Raw genomic sequence first — 19,054 nt, 5'->3', positions numbered from 1 at the left:
CCGAAAAATGCCGCAATGCGGTGACTCGAAGGGTTCATCATCGGCCGATCAACCCTCATCGGTGTGGATCGGGGCGCGGTAGTTTTCTACCGAAAACCCATAGACCGTGGCGGGCTGGATCTCGACCTCGGCCATACCGTCCAGTGGGCCATCAACCTGTGCGGTCAATGCTTCACCGGGCAAAAGGTAGGCGCGCGGCAACGTGGCCGGGGCGCCTTGTGGAAGCAGCCGCACCTGCGGCGCCAGGCGCACCACATAGGCACTGTCGTTATGGACCGTGAGGCCCTGCCCGGTCCGCCTCCACTTCAGCAGCTCCCAGGGTGTTGAGTGCCGAGGTAAACCTTTGGGGTGCAGGATCAGCGGCAAATTCTGCCGAAGGGTGATACCGATGGTCGCACCGCCCGCCGTGCGCGCCTGGGGGATGCCCTCGAACGACACGCGCTTGAGGCGTTGGGTCTTGAGCGGCTCACTCTGGGTGCTGATAAAACGCACCAGCTGCGTGTCGCCCGCTTCCACTCGCGTGATGGGCGGGGTGACGATCAACAGCAGTTGCTGGTCCTCGGGCACGTTCTCCACCACCGAATGAAGCAACGCCGGCCCTGCATCGGTGTTCTTGATGTTTATTGTGGCTTCGCCCTCTTCCTCATAAAGCATCACCACTGTTGTTTCCGGCAGCATGCCGTCCGCCTGTGCAACACCGGTAAAAAAACCACAGGCACTTGCACTCCAAAACACTATAAAACTTATGATTGAAAACCCACGCACTCGACGTCCCCCACAACCGACAAAGTTGACAATGGGCAGTTAAACGCCCACAAAAAAACAGCCAACCAGAAAGTGTCAGTTTCTTGATTGGCTGTTTTGCGCTGTTTAGATGTAACTCAATACCAGTGTGGCGCGCCCATCAAGGGAGACATCGCGACTCAAGTCCAGATCCTGCGCCCGGTTGATGACCGCCTTCACCGCAAGCGTGCCGGTCAACTGGTTAATAGAGGCCGGCGTAAAGGTGGTGCTATTGCGCCACGAATACTGGGCAGGCGATTGAGCAACTTTGCCATCGCTGCTCAGCCAAACGCCCGCGCCATTACGCAGGATGGGATACAGCGCCACACCGGCAGAACGCAGATCCCTGAGCGTGACCGAATAGCCACCGGTTCGCCGAGCGCCTACGGAACCCAGACCAAAATTCTGCGCCTCGGTAAAGCCTGGGCCCAGGACACCTGGCACTTTGCTGCCCGCCTGCAAGTCGGTGAAGGAGAGACCGAACCTCGCCGGCGTTGTACCGCAATTGACCACCAGGGAAGTGGTCTTCTCTTCGCGCGTGTTGAACGCGGTCTGGGATAATTCGCCGGAACGAATCGTGCCGTAATCAATGATGCCGCTGCCGGCCAGGCTGAGGTTACAGGCGGCGGGTGTAATCGTGCCCCTGACGACCAGCTGGGCGCTGGTGGTCGCCTGAGCGGTCAGGGTTGCAGCCAGGCAGGCGATACCGAGAGTCAAACCAACAATTGTTTTCATTTTTGTCCTGTCACTACGAAGTTAACAGGCGCTGTTTATTCGCGTCCTGGCGAATCCATCGCCCAACCACTTATCTTCCCGGACATACATAACGATAAATAAATAACACCCAGGCAACATTGCCGAGTGACAGTCTGTCGCTTTGGTACCTCATTAAAAAATCGGACAACACATCAGTTATTGTCGGAGTGATGAAAATAAACAGTGGCTCTCAGTTAATAACAAGGTAGTCCATAACAAAACAAACTAAGAGAACAGCGACTCAACCATTGTAGGCAAAATCAGAATCCGCCTTGAACACTACAAAAGCCAAAATGCCTACATCATCGACTGACTTATTCGTCGCATGCTTACAAAACCGGCCTACATTTCCCACATGAATTCCCCACAGACAGCATCAGGCAAATTACTGAAGCACAACGCGTTGGCGCCAGCGTTCGATCGTGGCACGATGGTCAGGTTATCGACCGAGACCCCCAAACCATGCCGCAATCCCAAGCCAAGAATCTGTCCTTGATCGCCGCTATCGACCTGGGCTCCAACAGCTTTCACATGGTCGTGGCCAAGGCCCAGAACGGCGAAATCCGCATCCTCGAGCGGCTCGGCGAAAAAGTGCAACTGGCTGCCGGGATCGACGACGAGCGCCAGCTCAATGAAGAATCCATGCAGCGCGGGCTCGATTGCCTCAAGCGCTTTGCCCAACTGATCAACGGCATGCCCTTGGGCGCTGTGCGCATCGTTGGCACCAACGCCTTGCGTGAAGCCCGCAACCGCGGCGAATTCATCCGCCGCGCCGAAGCCATCCTCGGGCACCCGGTAGAAGTCATTTCCGGCCGCGAAGAAGCGCGCCTGATCTACCTCGGCGTCTCTCACACCCTGGCCGACACCCCCGGCAAACGCCTGGTAGCGGACATCGGCGGCGGCAGTACCGAATTCATCATCGGCCAGCGTTTCGAACCGCTGCTGCGCGAAAGCCTGCAGATGGGTTGCGTCAGTTATACCCAGCGTTACTTCAAGGACGGCAAGATCACCCCGGCGCGCTATGCCCAGGCCTACACCGCGGCGCGCCTGGAAATCATGAGCATCGAACACGCCCTGCATCGCTTGACCTGGGATGAAGCCATCGGCTCATCCGGCACCATCCGCGCCATCGGCCTGGCCCTCAAAGCCGGCGGCCATGGCACCGGTGAGGTCAACGCCGAAGGCCTGGCCTGGCTCAAGCGCAAGCTGTTCAAGCTGGGCGACGCAGAGAAAATCGACTTCGACGGTATCAAGCCTGATCGGCGCACCATTTTCCCGGCCGGCCTGGCGATTCTCGAGGCGATTTTCGACGCCCTCGAACTGCAACGCATGGACCACTGCGACGGCGCCCTGCGCGAAGGCGTGCTCTATGACCTGCTGGGCCGCCATCACCATGAAGACGTGCGTGAACGCACCCTCAGCTCGTTGATGGAGCGCTATCACGTCGACCTCGAACAAGCCGCGCGCGTGGAGCGCAAGGCCCTGCATGCCTTCGACCAGGTGGCCGAGGACTGGGACCTGGCAGACGGCGTGTGGCGCGAGCTGCTCGGCTGGGCCGCCAAGGTGCACGAAGTGGGCCTGGACATCGCCCACTACCATTACCACAAGCATGGCGCCTACCTGATCGAGCACTCGGACCTCGCCGGTTTCTCGCGCGAAGACCAACAGATGCTCGCCCTGCTGGTGCGTGGCCATCGCCGCAACATTCCCAAGGACAAGTTTGCCGACTTCGGCAGCGAAGGCAGCAAGCTGATTCGCCTGTGCGTGCTGCTGCGCTTTGCGATCCTGTTCCACCACATCCGCGGCACCCAGGAAATGCCCCAGGTAACCCTGCGCGCCCACGGCGACAGCCTGGACGTGGTGTTCCCCAAAGGCTGGCTGGATGAAAACCAGCTGACCCAGGCGGACTTCGCCCAGGAAGCGGAATGGCTGACGCGGGTGGGGTTCAGCCTGAACCTGCGCTGAGCCGATCTAAAGAACACTGCAAAAACACATGTGGGAGGGGGCTTGCCCCCGATGGCGGTGGACCAGTCAATGAATCTGTTGACTGACACTCCTTCATCGGGGGCAAGCCCCCTCCCACATGTTCAGAGCGCGTTGGCTTTAGTTCACCGCAAGAATCGGGCTACCCAGCTTCTCCAGCAACGTCGCCTGCGCACTGCGCGGGTTCTGGTTGCCGGTCGGCGTGTTGCGCACGTAGCGGCCGTCCGACTGCAGGCTCCAGCTGTGCGTGTTGTCAGTGAGGTAGCTTTCCAGCTCTTTCTTGACGCGCATGATCAGCTTCTTGCCTTCCACCGGGAAGCAGGTCTCTACACGCTTATCGAGGTTGCGCTCCATCCAGTCGGCACTGGAGAGGAACATCTGCTCTTCGCCGCCGTTGAGGAAGTAGAACACCCGCGTGTGCTCCAGGAAGCGGCCGATGATCGATCGCACGTGGATGTTATGCGAGACCCCGGCGATGCCCGGACGCAGGCAGCACATGCCACGCACCACCAAGTCGATGCGCACACCGGACTGGCTGGCCTTGTACAGCGCGCGGATGATCTTCGGATCGGTCAGCGAGTTGAACTTGGCGATGATGTGCGCCGGTTTGCCGTCGAGGGCGAACTGGGTCTCGCGGGCAATCATGTCGAGCATGCCCTTTTTGAGCGTGAACGGCGCGTGCAGCAGCTTCTTCATGCGCAAGGTCTTGCCCATGCCGATCAGCTGGCTGAACAACTTGCCGACGTCTTCACACAAGGCGTCGTCGGAGGTCAGCAGGCTGTAGTCGGTGTAGAGCTTGGCGTTGCCGGCGTGGTAGTTGCCAGTGCCCAAGTGCGCGTAACGCACAATCTCGCCGGCTTCGCGGCGCAGGATCAGCATCATCTTGGCGTGGGTCTTGAAACCGACCACGCCGTAGATCACCACCGCACCGGCCGCTTGCAGGCGGCTGGCCAGTTGCAGGTTGGACTCTTCGTCGAAGCGCGCACGCAACTCGATCACCGCGGTGACTTCCTTGCCGTTTCGCGCGGCGTCTACCAGTGCGTCGACGATTTCCGAGTTGGCGCCGGAGCGGTACAGCGTCTGGCGCACAGCCAGAACATGCGGGTCCTTGGCGGCCTGGCGCAGCAGGTCGACCACCGGGGTGAAGGACTCGAACGGGTGCAGCAGCAGAATGTCCTGCTTGCTCACCACGCTGAAGATGTTCTCGCTGTTTTGCAGCAGTTTCGGGATCTGCGGAGTGAACGGCGTGTATTGCAGCTCCGGGTGGCTGTCCAGGCCGGTGATGCTGAACAGGCGCGTCAGGTTCACCGGGCCATTGACCTGGTACAACTCGGACTCGGCCAGGTTGAACTGCTTGAGCAGGTAGTCCGACAGGTGTTTAGGGCAAGTGTCGGCCACTTCCAGGCGCACCGCGTCGCCGTAGCGGCGCGAGAACAGCTCACCGCGCAGGGCGCGGGCCAAGTCTTCGACGTCTTCGGAATCCAGCGCCAGGTCGGCGTTACGGGTCAGGCGGAACTGGTAGCAGCCCTTTACCTTCATGCCCTGGAACAGGTCATCGGCATGCGCGTGGATCATCGACGACAGGAATACATAGTTGTCGCCAGCACCCCCCACCTCTTCCGGTACCTTGATGATTCGTGGCAACAGACGCGGCGCCGGGATAATCGCCAGGCCTGAATCGCGACCGAAGGCGTCGATGCCTTCCAGTTCGACGATGAAGTTCAGGCTCTTGTTCACCAGCAGCGGGAACGGGTGCGTCGGGTCCAGACCAATCGGGGTGATGATCGGTGAAATCTCGTCACGGAAGTAACGGCGCACCCAGGTCTTGATCTTGGTGGTCCAGTGCCGGCGACGGATGAAGCGGACCTGATGTTTTTCCAGCTCCGGCAGCAGGATGTCGTTGAGGATCGCGTATTGGCGGTCGACATGACCGTGCACCAGCTCGCTGATGCGCGCCAGGGCCTGATGCGGCTGCAGGCCGTCGGCACCGGCTTGTTCGCGGGCGAAGGTGATTTGTTTCTTGAGGCCGGCGACGCGGATCTCGAAGAACTCGTCCAGGTTGCTGGAGAAAATCAGCAGGAATTTCAGCCGCTCCAGCAGCGGGTAGGACTCATCCAGCGCCTGTTCGAGCACGCGGATGTTGAATTGCAGTTGTGACAACTCGCGGTGGATGTACAGGCTGCTGTCATCCAGGTTGGTGACCGCGACCACCGGGGCCGGCGCGGGCGCTTCGGCCACCACGGCAGGCGGTGCGGGCTCCAGCTCCGGCGGGGTTTCGGTGACTTGTTCCACCACCGGGTGAGCGTCTTTTACGGCAACTTCTGAGAGTCCTTCGGTATTCATTGAGTGTTCCTGTGAGGGCTATTGTTGCTCTCTAAGCAATTGGGCGGCGCGGGCGGCGAAGTAGGTCAGAATGCCATCAGCGCCGGCACGTTTAAAGGCAGTCAGGGATTCGAGGATCACCGCTTCACTCAACCAACCATTCTGGATCGCGGCCATGTGCATCGCGTATTCACCGCTGACCTGATAGACAAAGGTCGGCACTTTGAATTCCTCTTTGACCCGATAAAGGATGTCCAGGTACGGCATCCCTGGCTTGACCATCACCATGTCGGCGCCTTCAGCCAGATCCGCCGCCACTTCGTGCAGGGCTTCCTGGCTGTTGGCCGGGTCCATCTGGTACGAGGCCTTGTTGGCCTTGCCCAGGTTCAGTGCCGAGCCCACCGCATCGCGGAAAGGCCCGTAATAGGCGCTGGCGTACTTGGCCGAGTAGGCCATGATCCGCACATTGACGTGGCCGGCCAGTTCCAGGGCTTCGCGAATCGCCTGGATGCGACCGTCCATCATGTCCGACGGCGCGACGACCTGGGCGCCAGCGGCTGCGTGGGACAGCGCCTGTTTGACCAGCGCATCGACGGTAATGTCGTTTTGAACATAGCCGTCTTCGTCAAGAATGCCATCCTGGCCGTGGGTGGTGAACGGGTCCAGCGCCACGTCGGTGATCACACCCAGCTCCGGGAAACGCTCGCGCAGCGCGCGGGTAGCACGCTGGGCAATGCCTTGCGGGTTCCAGGCTTCGCTAGCGTCAAGCGACTTGAGTTCAGAGGGCGTCACTGGAAACAGCGCCAGCGCCGGAATCCCGAGTTCCACCCAGTTCGCCGCCTCGATCAGCAGCTGATCAATGGTCAAGCGCTCCACACCTGGCATCGATGCCACTGCTTCCCGACGGTTTTCACCGTCCAGCACAAACACCGGCAAGATCAGATCGTTCGTCGTCAGCACGTTTTCACGCACCAGACGACGAGAAAAATCATCACGGCGATTGCGGCGCAGGCGGGTAGCAGGGAACAGGCGATTGGCAGGGGTAAAGCTCACGACAGACTCCTGAGCCCGTGTTTACGGGCGAGCGTTGCAGTTATAAGCGGCCATTATGACGAAGGAATGACAGTTGTGCTTATCGATGCGACCTGCAGTCGCATTCGTCGCATATGTAGGAATTGTTCACTTCGTGACACATCTCGATACTTTCATGAATGTCCACGAAGGCGTAGGCTGCGCGTTCATTTCGCCAGCACCCCAGACCATGCTTCAACAATTTCTGCATGACTTCGGCTACTTTGCGCTCTTCCTGGGCACGTTCTTCGAAGGCGAAACCATTCTGGTTCTCGCAGGCTTCCTGGCGTTCCGTGGATACATGGATATCAACCTGGTGGTGGTCGTTGCCTTCTTTGGCAGCTATGCCGGTGACCAGCTGTGGTACTTCCTGGGGCGCAAGCATGGCCGCAAACTGTTGGCGCGCAAGCCGCGCTGGCAATTGATGGGCGACAAAGCGCTGGAACATATCCGCAAGCATCCGGATATCTGGGTGTTGAGCTTTCGGTTCGTCTACGGGCTGCGCACCGTGATGCCGGTGGCGATTGGCTTGTCCGGTTACCCGCCTTTGCGCTACTTGCTGCTCAACGGCATTGGCGCTGCGGTGTGGGCGGCGGCGCTGGGCGCTGCGGCTTATCATTTTGGCGCGGTGCTGGAAGGCATGCTCGGCAGCATCAAGAAATATGAGCTGTGGGTGTTGGGAGCACTGCTGTTGCTGGGCTTGGGCCTGTGGCTGCGTCGCCGCTTCAAGAACGCGCGCATTGCCCGCCAGGCCTGCGAAGATGCCAAGGCCCGGCTGGCCGCAGAGCGACTTGCCGAGCCCGCCAAGGTCGACGCGCCTAAGACGCCAATCGAGTAAGCCGGTTTCTGCAGCAGTAGAGACCGATCACGCTGAGCAAGCTGTAACTCACCAGGCCCAGCCAGCCCAAATTGCTGGCCGGCCATAGCCCGACCAGCGGCGCCAGCCATACCAACGGTACATTCAGCCCCAGGCGCACCAGCTCAGCCTTCAGGGCCCAGGGGCGATTCTCCAACGCCACGCCCAGCGTGAACAACCCTAACGCCATTGCGCTCCAGCCCAGGATCAACGCCGCCGTGGGCAGCCCTTCGCCTGCATTCATCAGATAGCTGCCAAACCCCACATACGCCGCAAATTGCAGGGCAACGTAGACCTGCTGGCGTGCGTCCAGCGGCACTTCAAATTTGCGGAACTGGCTCAAGTCGGGCTTGGTCAGCGGGTACTTGGCCTTCACGTCCGCCGGGCGCCAGCCGGTGCGCATGAACCAGATGCGCAGCTTGTCCCACCAGCGCTCGGTACGCCGCGCATCACTCCACAACTGTGCATAAAACTGCAGGTTGGCCCACAGCGGGTTCCAACTGGCCAAGGGCGTGGTCACGCCAAAGATCACCGGTTCGTTGTCGTCTTCTTCCTGGAAGCTGCCGAACAGCCGGTCCCAAATAATGAACACGCCGCCATAGTTGCGATCCATGTAAAGAGCGTTCTGTGCATGGTGAGCCCGATGATTGGACGGTGTGACGAAGAACCATTCGAACCAGCCAAGCTTGGGCACGTGACGGGTGTGCACCCAGAATTGATACAGAAGATTGAGCGAGGCCACGCTGATAAACACCACCAGCGGCACGCCCACCACGGCCAGGGGCAGGTAGAAAATCCAGCTCAGCAAGAAGCCGGTGCTGGTCTGGCGCAAGGCGGTGGTGAGGTTGTAGTCCTCACTCTGGTGATGCACCGAGTGCGCGGCCCACAGGATGTTGCGCTCATGGCCGCAGCGATGCAGCCAGTAGTAGCAGAAGTCGTAGAACACAAAGGCGAACACCCAGGTCCACGCACTCTGGGCCGACAGCTCGACCAACGCCAGGTGCTTGAGGGCGAAGGCGTAAGTCAGCAGCCCGACCCCCTTGGTCAGCAAGCCCGTGGTGGTGGACAGCACACCCGTGCTGAGGCTGTTGATGGCGTCGGCCACCCTATAGTTGCGCGCGCCGCGCCAACGGTCGGCCAGCAGTTCAACCACGATCAAGGCAATGAAAAACGGTACCGCGTAAGGCACGAAGTCCATGGGCTAGTCCGGTCTGTTTTTGTTAGATCAAGATTAGGTGTAGCGGCGCGAGATCCCATTGGCAACAGATGACAAATTAGTAGACATTTAACGCCATGAAATAGGGAGAAATACTCATGAGCAAAAAGATTGCAGTGATCCTTTCCGGCTGTGGCGTGTACGACGGCGCAGAGATCCACGAAAGCGTGATCACCTTGCTGCGCCTGGACCAGCGAGGCGCCCAGGTCCAATGTTTTGCGCCGGATATCGCGCAACATCACGTGATCAACCACCTCACCGGCGAAGAGATGCCCGAGTCGCGTAACGTGCTGGTGGAGTCGGCGCGGATTGCTCGGGGTGACGTGAAAGATATCCGTGAGGCCCGCGCCGAAGATTTCGATGCGCTGATCGTGCCCGGCGGGTTTGGCGCGGCGAAGAACCTGTCGAACTTTGCCGTGGAAGGCGCGGGTTGCAGCGTCAATCCGCAGGTGCTGGCGCTGGCGGAAGCCTTCGCCGAAGCGAGCAAGCCGGTGGGGCTGATCTGCATTTCGCCGGCACTGGCCGCGAAAATCTACGGCCCCGGCGTGACGTGCACCATCGGCAACGACGCCGACACCGCCGCTGCCCTCGACAAGATGGGCGCCACCCACCGCGACTGCACAGTGGAAGACATCGTCGAGGACACCCCGCGCAAACTGGTGAGCACCCCGGCCTACATGCTCGGCAAGAACATCAGTGAGGTGGCCTCAGGTATCAACAAACTCGTGGATCGGGTGCTGGAATTGACCCACGAAAATGATTGAGCGCGTCCCGAACACTTAAGGGTGGCTAGCCCACCGTTGTGGCGAGCGGGCTTGCCCCGCGTTGGGCTGCGCAGCAGCCCCAATCCAGACAACGCGGTCAGTCAGTTAATCTGCGGCGTGAAGTTTTGGGGCGGCTTCGCCCCCCAACGCGGGGCAAGCCCGCTCGCCACAAGTACACCGCTCGCCAACGTCAGGCCTCGCGCATCAACTTGGTCAATATCCTGTCCAGCGCATTGGCAAACGCCTGCTTATCCTTTTCCCCATGGGGCGGCGGGCCTCCGCCCATCTGGCCCTGCTCGCGCAGATCCGTGAACAGGTTACGCACCGCCAGCCGTTCGCTCATGTTGGCCGGGCTGAATTCCTTGCCGCGAGGGTCAAGGGCCGTGACGCCCTTCTTCACCAGCCGGTCGGCCAAGGGCACATCGCTGCAAATCACCAGCTCACCGGGCACGGCGTGTTCCACCAGGTAGTCATCCGCCGCATCCGGGCCACTGGGCACCACGATCAACTTCACACACGCAAAGCTCGGTTTGATCTGGCTTTGCCCCGCCACCAGTACCACCTCGAACTGGCGCTTGAGGGCGAATTTCACCACCTGGTCCTTGGCCGCCCGTGGGCAAGCATCCGCATCGATCCACACGCGCATGGTCAGGCTGCCACGCGGCGTTTTTCTGCCAGGCGGCTGCGGCCGTACAGCACCACAATCGCCAGGATCGCCACGGCCTGCGCACTCAACGAATACGCGTCGGCGTGGATGCCCAGCCAGTCGAAGTCAAAGAACGCCACCGGCCGTGTGCCGAAGATGCCGGCTTCCTGCAAGGCCTTCACGCCATGCCCGGCGAACACCACCGACAGCGCGCACAGCAGCGCCGCGTTAATGCCGAAGAACAACGCCAAGGGCAGCTTCGCCGAGCCGCGCAGGATCACCCACGCCAGGCCCACCAGCAGCACCAGCGCCGTGGCGCCACCGGCCAGCACCGCGTTGTGCCCGGCGGGGCCGGCTTGCAGCCACAGGGTTTCGTAAAACAGGATCACTTCGAACAGCTCGCGGTACACCGAGAAGAACGCCAGCATGGCAAAGCCGAAGCGCCCGCCGCCGCCCACCAGGCTGCTCTTGATGTAATCCTGCCAGGCCGCCGCGTGGCGTCGGTCGTGCATCCACACGCCAAGCCACAGCACCATCACACTGGCGAACAGTGCCGTGCAGCCTTCAAGCAATTCGCGCTGGGCGCCGCTGACGTCAATCACATACGCCGCCAATGCCCACGTCGCCAGGCCGGCCAACAGCGCCAGGCCCCAACCGACGTTGACGCTGCGCACCGCCGATTGCTGGCCGGTGTTACGCAGGAAAGCCAGAATCGCCGCCAGCACCAGGATCGCTTCCAGACCTTCACGCAACAGAATCAGGAGGCCGGAGATGTAACTCAACGACCAGCTCAAGCCATCGCTGCCCAGCAAGCCGGCAGATTCAGTGAGTTTGCCCTTGGCCACGTCCAGACGCTGCTGCACCTGCTCGATCGGCAGGCCGTCCTGCAATGACTGCCGGTAGGCCATCAAGGCTTTCTCGGTGTCCTTGCGCACGTTGGCGTCGACGTTGTCCAGCGAGCTTTCCACCAGCTCAAACCCTTCCAGGTAGGCGGCTACCGACAAGTCGTAGGCCTGCTCGTGATCACCGTTGCGGAACGCGGCGAGGCTCTTGTCCAGCGTGGTCGCGGTGTAATCGAGCAACTGCGCCGGGCCACGCTTGACCTGCGGCGGCTGCGCACGCTGGGCGCGGAACGTCGCGGCGGCCGCCGGGCCATTTGCGGCCAGCACTTCATTGGGGGTCTGGCGGGCCAGGTCGGCAAGATTGAAGGGTTGTTCGCTGTTTGCCGCAGCCGGGTCAGCGGTGAAACCGGCGATGTAGGTCGCCAAGTCCCAGCGTTGGCGGTCGTCCAATTGGTCGGCGAAAGACGGCATGTCAGTGCCCTCGACGCCCAGACCGAGTGTGTTGTAGATCGCGTAGAGGCTCAGGCGGTCCAGGCGCGCGGCGTCACGCAGGTTCGCGGGCGGCGGCGTCATGCCCGTGCTGGCCGGGCCATCACCAGCGCCCGCAGTGCCGTGGCATACCGAGCAGTGCTGGGCATAGAGCGGTGCGCCGCGCGTGGGGTCTGGGGTGATCGCCGGAGCCTGGCTGACCTCGTACGCCACTGCCAACTTGGCACCTAACTGACGGGCCTGGTGGGCGACGGTCGTGCCCTCTTCACGCGCGGTCACCGCCGCCAGCAATTCATTGACGCCCTTTATCAAATCGGCGCGTTCGGGCTTCTCGGGTAAATCCGCTACCAGGCCCTGCAATACCCCAAGAAATTCCACCTGTTCGCGGTATTCGGATTCATCCACGACCGTGCCCGCGTCCACCGATGGCGGGTAGTCGGCACCGATGTAATCGAGCAGATGCAAGGCTTGAGGCGCGCCCTCGGCAGTTGCCGCCAACAGATTAAAGCTGCACGACATCAGCGCCGGCAGCAGCAGCCAGGCGAGAAAACGGTAAAGGGCAGTCATGAATGAATCTCAAAGGGAAATGCGAAGTAACACATTGTTTAACGTTAAGGGGTTTGACTCAAGACGTCAGTGATAAGGCGATGGAAATATCGCCGTCGACATGATGGCAATCGCACAAAAAACGGAGCAAAAAGCCATTGTTTTGCCAGTAATGGCGCCTATAATGCCGCGCCCTGTTATTGCGAAAGGGAATTTAATTCCTCGTTTTTATGAGGAATAGGCACATCGGCTGATTATTTTCAGGGAAGAAGTTTGTATGGCATTTCGCGCCTTAACCCCGCTCGCACTCGCGGCGGTGACCTTGCTGTCCGGTTGTTCGATGTTTCGCAGCTACGACACTGAGCTGCAAGCCACCAACCAACAGCTGGCCACCGGCAATGTCGACGGTGCCCTGACCCTGCTGGAAAAAAACAATACCGGCGACGACAAAGACCTGCTCTATTTCTTCGAAAAGGGCGAGCTGTTGCGCGCCAAGGGCGACCTCACCGGCAGCCAGACCGCCTGGCGCAGCGCCGACCTGCAGGTCTACAAGTGGGAAGAGTCAGTCAAATTCGACAGCGAAAAGTACCTCGCCCAGTTCGGCAGTTTCCTGGTCAACGACAAAGTGCGTCGCTACGAAGGTTATGACTACGAAAAAGTCATGCTCACCACCCAGATGGCCTTGAACCTGCTGGCCGTGAACGACTTCGACGGTGCCCGCACCGAGATCAAGAAGACCCACGAACGCGAAGCGGTGATCGCCGACCTGCGCGACAAGGAATACCTCAAGCGCGAAAACGAAGCCGAGCGCCAAGGCGTCACCACTCAGATCAAAGACCTGCGCGGCTACCCGGTGGAAGCACTGGACGCGCCGGAAGTGGTCGGCCTGAAAAACAGCTACCAGAGTGCGTTCAGCCATTACCTGGCAGGCTTTGTCTACGAAGCCCTCGGCGAAAAAGACCTGGCTGCGCCCGGCTACCGCAAGGCCGCCGAACTGCGCCCCAACACGCCGCTGCTGGAGCAGGCGTTGCTTGAGCTGGACAAGTCCAAGGTCGGCGCCGATGAGACCGACGTGCTGATCGTGGTCCAAAGCGGCCTGGCACCGGCACGTGATTCGATCCGCCTGCCATTGCCGATCCCGATCAATGGCAACCTGGTGATCACCCCGCTGTCGTTCCCGGTGATCAAGGCCGACAACTCCACCGCGACCTTTGCCCAGATCGGCGTGGACGGCAAGCAACAGAACCTCACCGCACTCAACAGCACCACGGCCATGTCGCGCCGCGCCCTGCGTGATGACATGCCGGGGATCATCCTGCGCACCACCGTGCGTGCGGTCAGCCGTGGCGTGGCGCAGAACAACCTGAACAAGACCAACCCCATGGCGGGCCTGGTGCTGGGCATCGCCTCGGCCGTGACCGAAGGCGCCGACACGCGCACCTGGCGCACGCTGCCGGACCTGACCCAAGTGACGCGACTGCGCCTCAAGCACGGCGACCACCAGGTCAGCCTGCCCAACGCCCTGGGCGGCACGCTGGTGACGGTCAAGGCCGACCAGCGCTATCAGGTGATCACCCTGCGCGTGGTCGGCAACCAGGTATTCGCCGGTGGCCTCGCGGCCCATGTGGTGCCGAGTGCTGCCAACCAGGCCATCGCCCTCAAACAACCTTAAGGAGCACGCTATGCGTCATTTCATTCTCGGCGCCCTGGCGCTGGTCCTGCTCGCCGGCTGCGCCACCCCGCCGCCGCCGGAGCCTGGCAGCGCCGCCAGCAAAATCGTGGTGATGGGCACGTTCAAAGGCATCGCCGTCGGTGCCATTCGTGTGGCCCGTGAAAATGGCTTTCTCACGGCCAAGGTGCAGCTGAGCAACATCACCAGCAGCAACCAGATGATGTATTACCGCTTTGCCTGGCTGGGCGCCGACGGTTTCCCGGTGGGCGATGAAGAAACCTGGAAAGTGCTGAACCTGTACGCCAACCAGGCCACCTTCCTGCCGGCCATCGCCAACCTGCCTCAGGCGGCGGACTTTCGTCTTGAAGTGAAAACGCCTTGAAGCCTTCACCTATCAGTTTTCAGAGAGATTTCCCCATGTTTGCACGCGTCTCGATTCTCGCCGTGGTTGCCCTGTTGGCCAGCGGTTGCTCCAACACTTCGCCGGTCCTTGGCGGCAAGAACATCAGCTACGGCGACTCTAAGGCCGTGGAATTGGTCACCAACGAGTTCGGCTCGACCGACCTGCAGATGATCGCCGAAAGCATGACCCGCTCCCTGGCCCAGTCCGGCATCTTGCAGGGCCGCCCGGTCGTGCAGGTGTATGACGTGAAGAACAAGACCAGCGAGTACATCGACACCCGTGAGATCACCACGTCGATCAAGACCCAGCTGATGAAGACCGGCACTGCGCGCTTCGCCAGCGACAACACCGATATGCAGAGCCAGGTTGACCAGCTCAAGCTGCAAAACCAGAGCGGCCTGTACAAAAAAGCCACCGTCAGCAAGACCGGCAATATGGTCGCCGCCAAGTACCGCCTGGAAGGCTCCATCAGCTCCATCGTCAAGCGCAGCTCGGACTACAAAGACGTCTTCTACAAATTCAGCCTGCAGCTGATCGACGTCGAGAGCGGCCTGGCCGAATGGATGGACGAGAAAGAAATCCGCAAAACCACGGAGCGCTGAGCAATGCGTGCATGGATCGGCATGATCGGCCTGCTGTGCGCCTTTGGCGCCTCGGCCGCCCCGAAGATCGCGGTGACTGACCTTGCCTACGAGGCGCGCGTCGAGGAGTACATCCACGCGGTCTCGGCCAGCAACAACTTCCAGGCCAGCGCTTATCAGGCCAGCGGTGCGTCGAGCTACAGCGAGTATGAGAGCCGCACCAGCTACATCGAACAGGCCGAGCTGCGTAAATTCAGCGGAGATATCAAGGGCGAGATTCTCAAGTCGCACCAGTTCCAACTGGTACAGGGCACGCCTTACACCGCCGACGCCAAGGGCGATGTGTATGACGTGATCACGCGCATCAAGGCCGGCAACTTCAAGGGCGCCGACTACGTGCTGTTCGGCACCCTGTCAGACATCGACTTCACCCAGGACATCAACGCCCTGGACCACACCAACAGCTACTCGGCCGTGCTGGGCCTGACGCTGGTGGCGGATTTCAGCCTGATCAACACGCGCACCTTCGAGATCACCTCGGCGTTTACCGCGATGGGTGAAGGCCAGGACACCAAGCTGGTGAACAGCCGTGATGTGCGCGTGAGCCTGAACCGGCCACGGGTGGTAAGGGAGGTGTCGAAAGCCTTGGGTGAGGATGTGGCCAGGCAACTGGCAGAGCAACTGGGCGGCGGGTATCAAGACCCCGGCAAGCCTGCGCTGCGCAACAACCTGCCCAGGGATGAAGCGCCGAAGATTCTGCGCTGAAGCTGCGATTGCACACGCAACACAAAACAAATGTGGGAGCTGGCTTGCCAGCGATGCAGGCACCGCGGTGTATCAGTTACACCTTGGTGATGCTATCGCAGGCAAGCCAGCTCCCACATTTTTAGCCGGTTTTTTCAGCCTCAGGTCGTTGCGCGATGCAAGCTGGCCAGGAAACCCGCAGCCCCCACAAACAACCCGGCAAAGGTGCGGTTCATGCGTCTTTGCTGTCTAGGCGTGCGCAGCAGGCGCAAGACCTTCGACGCCAGCCCCGTATAGCCCGCCATCACGATCATATCGACGCTGATCATGGTCGCGCCCAGGATCAGGTACTGGATCAGCAGTGGCGCCTGCGGGTTCACAAACTGCGGCAGCACCGCCAGCATGAACACCAGGGCCTTGGGGTTGCTGGCATTGACCAGGAAGCCACGGAACATCATCGCCAGCGGCTTGCCGATCGGGCGTATGGCCGAATCTTCGCTCATGTCCATGGGCAGCGCGCGCCATTGCTTGACCGCGAGGTACACCAGGTACGCCACGCCAAACCATTTGATCGCATAAAACGCGTTCGAGGACGCCGCCAGAATGGCACCCAGGCCGCCCGCGACCACGGCAATCTGCATCGCAAGGCCCAGTTGCAGGCCAATGGCATTCCAATAGCCGCGCAGGAAACCGTATTGCAGGCCGCTGGACATCGACGCGATGGCGCCAGCGCCGGGGGACAGGGAAATAATCCAGCTGGCCACAAAAAAGGCCAGCCATGTGTCGAGTGCCATTACACACCTCAGAGGGAGAGTTAGCGATTGAGCCTAAAACTAACTCCGCCGAGCAAAGGCTGGCTAGATATTTTTACAGGATGTAAATACTAGCGGTCGCCAGGGAACACATGGGTGCCTGGCCAACGCCGCACCGAGCGCTGGAAGAACAAGCTGTTAGGCACTTGCACCATCGCACTGTCGGTGCCGGCGTCCTGCACTTCGATCAGCGTGGTGTAGAGCAGGTTGATCGCCACGACCCGGCCTTTGACGCCCGGTTTGTCGACGGTATCCACCAACTCGACAATGTCACCCAGGCGGAACGGCCCGACGGTGAAAATCAAGATCGCGCACAGCAGGTTGGACAGCACCGACCACATGGCGAAAAACGCCACGGCGGCCACCGCGACAAACCCCGACAGCGCCGTCCACAGCACCGTGGCTGACACGCCGAGACGGCCCAGCACAAAGATCAACGCGCTGCCCATGATCAGCCAGCGCAGGCCGCCACGCAGGGGCATCAGCAGTTGTGGCGGGAACGGGTAACGCTCCCCCAGACGATTCAGGCCCTTGGCGACGAAGCGCTGGGCGAGATAACCCGCCAGCAGGATCAGCAGGATTTGCACACCGATCCAGACCGGTTCGACCCACTGCGTCGGCAATGGCAATTGCAGCGCTTCCATCAGGACAGCGCCTCCAGCTCCGCTTGCAGGGTTTCCAGCAGTTCGAGGGCTTCCATCCAGGTTTCCTCCAACTGACCTTCACGCACCTTGAGTTTGGCTTGTTCGGCCAACAAGTCGCGCAACTCGTCCTTGCGCGCCGCCTCGTACACGGCGCTGTCGCCCAGGCTGGTTTCGATCTTGGCCAGGCGCTCGTGCACCTTGCCCAGCTCGGCTTCCAGCTTGTCGGCTTCGCGCTTGTGCGGCGCCAGCTGCTGACGCAGGGCGGCGGCGGCCTGGCGCTGGGCCTTCTTGTCGGTCTTGTCCGGGTTGACCGGCGTATTGCTGGCCGGCGCGTTGCGCAGACGGTAGTCCGTCAGCCAACGCGCGTAGTCGTCCAGGTCGCCGTCGAACTCTTCGACTTTGCCGTCAGCCACCAGCAGGAAGTTGTCGGTGGTGCTCTTGAGCAAGTGGCGATCGTGAGACACCACCAGTACCGCACCACTGAATTCCTGCAAGGCCATGGTCAGCGCCAGGCGCATTTCCAGGTCCAGGTGGTTGGTCGGTTCGTCGAGCAGCAGCAGGTTTGGCCGGTCCCAGGCGATCAGGGCCAAGGCCAAGCGGGCTTTTTCGCCGCCGGAGAAATTCAACACCGGCTCATCGATGCGTGCGCCACGGAAGTCGAAGCCACCCAGAAAATCACGCAAGGTTTGCTCACGTTCGGTCGGCGCCAGACGCTGCAGGTGCAGCAACGGGCTGGCCTTGGAATCGAGGGAATCCAGCTGATGCTGAGCGAAGTAGCCCACCACCAGGTTCTCGCCACGCGTCAGGCGGCCGGCCAGGGGTTGCAGTTCACCCGACAGGTTCTTGATCAGCGTCGACTTGCCTGCGCCGTTGGGGCCGAGCAAACCGATACGCGCGCCCGGCGTGAGCTGCAGCTTGACCTTCTCCAGAATGGTTTTGTCGCCATAACCCAGGCGTGCATCCGAGAGGTCCAACAACGGGCTGGAGATCTTCACCGACTCACGGAACACGAAATCGAACGGCGAATCGACGTGGGCCGCCGACAGCTCTTCCATGCGCTCCAATGCTTTGATCCGGCTCTGGGCCTGACGGGCCTTGGTGGCCTGGGCCTTGAACCGGGCGATGTAGCTTTCCATGTGCGCACGTTGCGCTTGCTGCTTCTCGAACGCTTGCTGCTGCTGAGCCAGGCGTTCGGCGCGGGCGCGCTCGAATGCGGTGTAGCCGCCACGGTAGAGCGTGATTTTCTTCTGTTCGACGTGGGCGATATTGTCGACCACGGCGTCGAGGAAATCCCGGTCGTGGGAAATCAGCAGCAAGGTGCCCGGGTAGCTCTTGAGGAAATCTTCCAGCCACAGGATCGCATCGAGGTCCAAGTGGTTGGTCGGTTCGTCGAGCAGCAACAGGTCGGACGGGCACATCAGCGCCTGGGCCAGGTTCAGGCGCATGCGCCAGCCGCCGGAGAAGTCGGCGACCGGGCGGTCCATCTGTTCATTGGTAAAACCCAGGCCGGCCAGCATCTTGCGGGCGCGAGCGTCAGCGGTGTAGCCGTCGGCACTGTCGAGTTCCGAGTGCAGGCGGGCCTGGGCGGCGCCGTCCTGGGCTGTCTCGGCCTCGGCCAGGTCGTGTTGCACCTGACGCAGGCGCAGGTCGCCATCGAGCACGTAGTCGATCGCTATGCGGTCCAGGGTGTCGATCTCCTGGCGCATATGGGCGATGCGCCAGTCGGCCGGCAGCAGGCAATTCCCGGAATCCGGGGTCAGCTCACCAAGCAACAGGGCGAACAACGTGGATTTGCCGGCGCCGTTGGCACCGATCAGGCCGGCTTTGTGACCGGCGTGCAGGGTCAGCTCGGCGTCTTCAAGAAGACGTTGCGGGCCACGCTGTAATGTTAGGCTTTGAAGTCGGATCATAATGGCGGCGGAGT

The 19,054-nt window shown here is 61.1% G+C and carries 17 protein-coding genes; 7 read left to right on the top strand and 10 right to left on the bottom strand.

What is annotated here, in order from left to right:
* Positions 1-48: 48 nt before the first annotated feature.
* Positions 49-747 carry a fimbria/pilus chaperone family protein gene (locus ACP7B3_RS10660; RefSeq protein WP_372241432.1) on the bottom strand — a complete coding sequence of 233 codons (699 nt, stop codon included), beginning with the start codon at positions 745-747 and terminating at the stop codon, positions 49-51.
* A 123-nt stretch (positions 748-870) separates the two neighbouring features.
* Positions 871-1,518: a DUF1120 domain-containing protein gene (locus tag ACP7B3_RS10655; RefSeq protein ID WP_145158009.1), complete on the bottom strand. Its 648-nt coding sequence runs from the start codon at positions 1,516-1,518 to the stop codon at positions 871-873.
* 483 nt (positions 1,519-2,001) lie between these two features.
* On the opposite strand from ACP7B3_RS10655, the gene ppx reads away from it, so the two are divergent.
* Complete coding sequence (gene ppx / locus ACP7B3_RS10650; protein ID WP_106576072.1) at positions 2,002-3,504, top strand: exopolyphosphatase; 1,503 nt, start codon at positions 2,002-2,004, stop codon at positions 3,502-3,504.
* A 138-nt stretch (positions 3,505-3,642) separates the two neighbouring features.
* On the opposite strand, the gene ppk1 is transcribed toward ppx, so the two are convergent.
* Together ppk1 and hemB are read right to left on the bottom strand one after the other, a co-directional pair.
* A complete protein-coding gene (gene ppk1 / locus ACP7B3_RS10645) occupies positions 3,643-5,865 on the bottom strand; it encodes a polyphosphate kinase 1 (protein ID WP_106575798.1) in 2,223 nt (740 codons plus the stop codon).
* A gap of 18 nt (positions 5,866-5,883) precedes the next feature.
* Positions 5,884-6,897 (bottom strand): porphobilinogen synthase, encoded by a 1,014-nt coding sequence (gene hemB / locus ACP7B3_RS10640; protein ID WP_145158012.1) that lies wholly within the window; start codon positions 6,895-6,897, stop codon positions 5,884-5,886.
* A gap of 208 nt (positions 6,898-7,105) precedes the next feature.
* On the opposite strand from hemB, the gene ACP7B3_RS10635 reads away from it, so the two are divergent.
* Positions 7,106-7,753, top strand: coding sequence for a DedA family protein (locus ACP7B3_RS10635; RefSeq protein WP_426178934.1), 648 nt, complete (start codon positions 7,106-7,108; stop codon positions 7,751-7,753).
* Here the strand turns inward: ACP7B3_RS10635 and ACP7B3_RS10630 are convergent.
* Positions 7,734-8,969: a sterol desaturase family protein gene (locus ACP7B3_RS10630; RefSeq protein WP_426178765.1), complete on the bottom strand. Its 1,236-nt coding sequence runs from the start codon at positions 8,967-8,969 to the stop codon at positions 7,734-7,736. The genes ACP7B3_RS10635 and ACP7B3_RS10630 overlap by 20 nt on opposite strands.
* A gap of 116 nt (positions 8,970-9,085) precedes the next feature.
* Here ACP7B3_RS10630 and elbB point away from each other — a divergent pair, with 116 nt between their 5' ends.
* Positions 9,086-9,751, top strand: coding sequence for an isoprenoid biosynthesis glyoxalase ElbB (gene elbB, locus ACP7B3_RS10625; protein ID WP_145158018.1), 666 nt, complete (start codon positions 9,086-9,088; stop codon positions 9,749-9,751).
* 190 nt (positions 9,752-9,941) lie between these two features.
* Here the strand turns inward: elbB and ACP7B3_RS10620 are convergent, their stop codons facing one another.
* Both ACP7B3_RS10620 and ACP7B3_RS10615 read right to left on the bottom strand, forming a co-directional pair.
* Complete coding sequence (locus tag ACP7B3_RS10620; protein WP_101273534.1) at positions 9,942-10,397, bottom strand: YaiI/YqxD family protein; 456 nt, start codon at positions 10,395-10,397, stop codon at positions 9,942-9,944.
* A 2-nt stretch (positions 10,398-10,399) separates the two neighbouring features.
* Positions 10,400-12,295, bottom strand: a complete 1,896-nt coding sequence (locus ACP7B3_RS10615) for an FTR1 family protein (protein WP_426178764.1) — start codon at positions 12,293-12,295, stop codon at positions 10,400-10,402.
* 256 nt (positions 12,296-12,551) lie between these two features.
* Between ACP7B3_RS10615 and ACP7B3_RS10610 the strand changes: the two genes are divergently transcribed.
* Genes ACP7B3_RS10610 through ACP7B3_RS10595 form a run of 4 tightly spaced genes read left to right on the top strand, consistent with a single transcriptional unit; the run spans position 12,552 to position 15,695 of the window.
* Complete coding sequence (locus tag ACP7B3_RS10610; RefSeq protein WP_242199652.1) at positions 12,552-13,946, top strand: COG3014 family protein; 1,395 nt, start codon at positions 12,552-12,554, stop codon at positions 13,944-13,946.
* Between the two features lie 10 nt (positions 13,947-13,956).
* Entirely contained in the window at positions 13,957-14,328 is a 372-nt protein-coding gene (locus ACP7B3_RS10605) for a YcfL family protein (RefSeq protein WP_106575804.1), read from the top strand.
* A gap of 35 nt (positions 14,329-14,363) precedes the next feature.
* Complete coding sequence (gene lpoB, locus ACP7B3_RS10600; RefSeq protein ID WP_106575805.1) at positions 14,364-14,951, top strand: penicillin-binding protein activator LpoB; 588 nt, start codon at positions 14,364-14,366, stop codon at positions 14,949-14,951.
* A gap of 3 nt (positions 14,952-14,954) precedes the next feature.
* Positions 14,955-15,695, top strand: a complete 741-nt coding sequence (locus ACP7B3_RS10595) for a penicillin-binding protein activator LpoB (protein ID WP_426178763.1) — start codon at positions 14,955-14,957, stop codon at positions 15,693-15,695.
* Positions 15,696-15,835: 140 nt separating this feature from the next.
* On the opposite strand, the gene ACP7B3_RS10590 is transcribed toward ACP7B3_RS10595, so the two are convergent.
* The 3 genes from ACP7B3_RS10590 to ACP7B3_RS10580 form a co-directional block, all read right to left on the bottom strand.
* Entirely contained in the window at positions 15,836-16,468 is a 633-nt protein-coding gene (locus tag ACP7B3_RS10590; protein WP_145158033.1) for a LysE family transporter, read from the bottom strand.
* Positions 16,469-16,557: 89 nt separating this feature from the next.
* Positions 16,558-17,130, bottom strand: a complete 573-nt coding sequence (locus ACP7B3_RS10585) for a mechanosensitive ion channel family protein (protein WP_145158036.1) — start codon at positions 17,128-17,130, stop codon at positions 16,558-16,560.
* On the bottom strand, positions 17,130-19,040 hold the full coding sequence (locus ACP7B3_RS10580; RefSeq protein ID WP_426178762.1) for an ATP-binding cassette domain-containing protein: 1,911 nt from the start codon (positions 19,038-19,040) through the stop codon (positions 17,130-17,132). The genes ACP7B3_RS10585 and ACP7B3_RS10580 overlap by 1 nt, the downstream gene beginning before the upstream one ends.
* Between the last annotated feature and the right edge of the window lie 14 nt (positions 19,041-19,054).

The sequence above is a fragment of the Pseudomonas sp. TWRC1-2 genome, from assembly GCF_049896685.1.
Taxonomy (GTDB): domain Bacteria; phylum Pseudomonadota; class Gammaproteobacteria; order Pseudomonadales; family Pseudomonadaceae; genus Aquipseudomonas.
The sequence above is the reverse complement of the archived record's forward strand: the minus strand, read 5'-3'. Positions and strand labels throughout refer to the sequence as shown.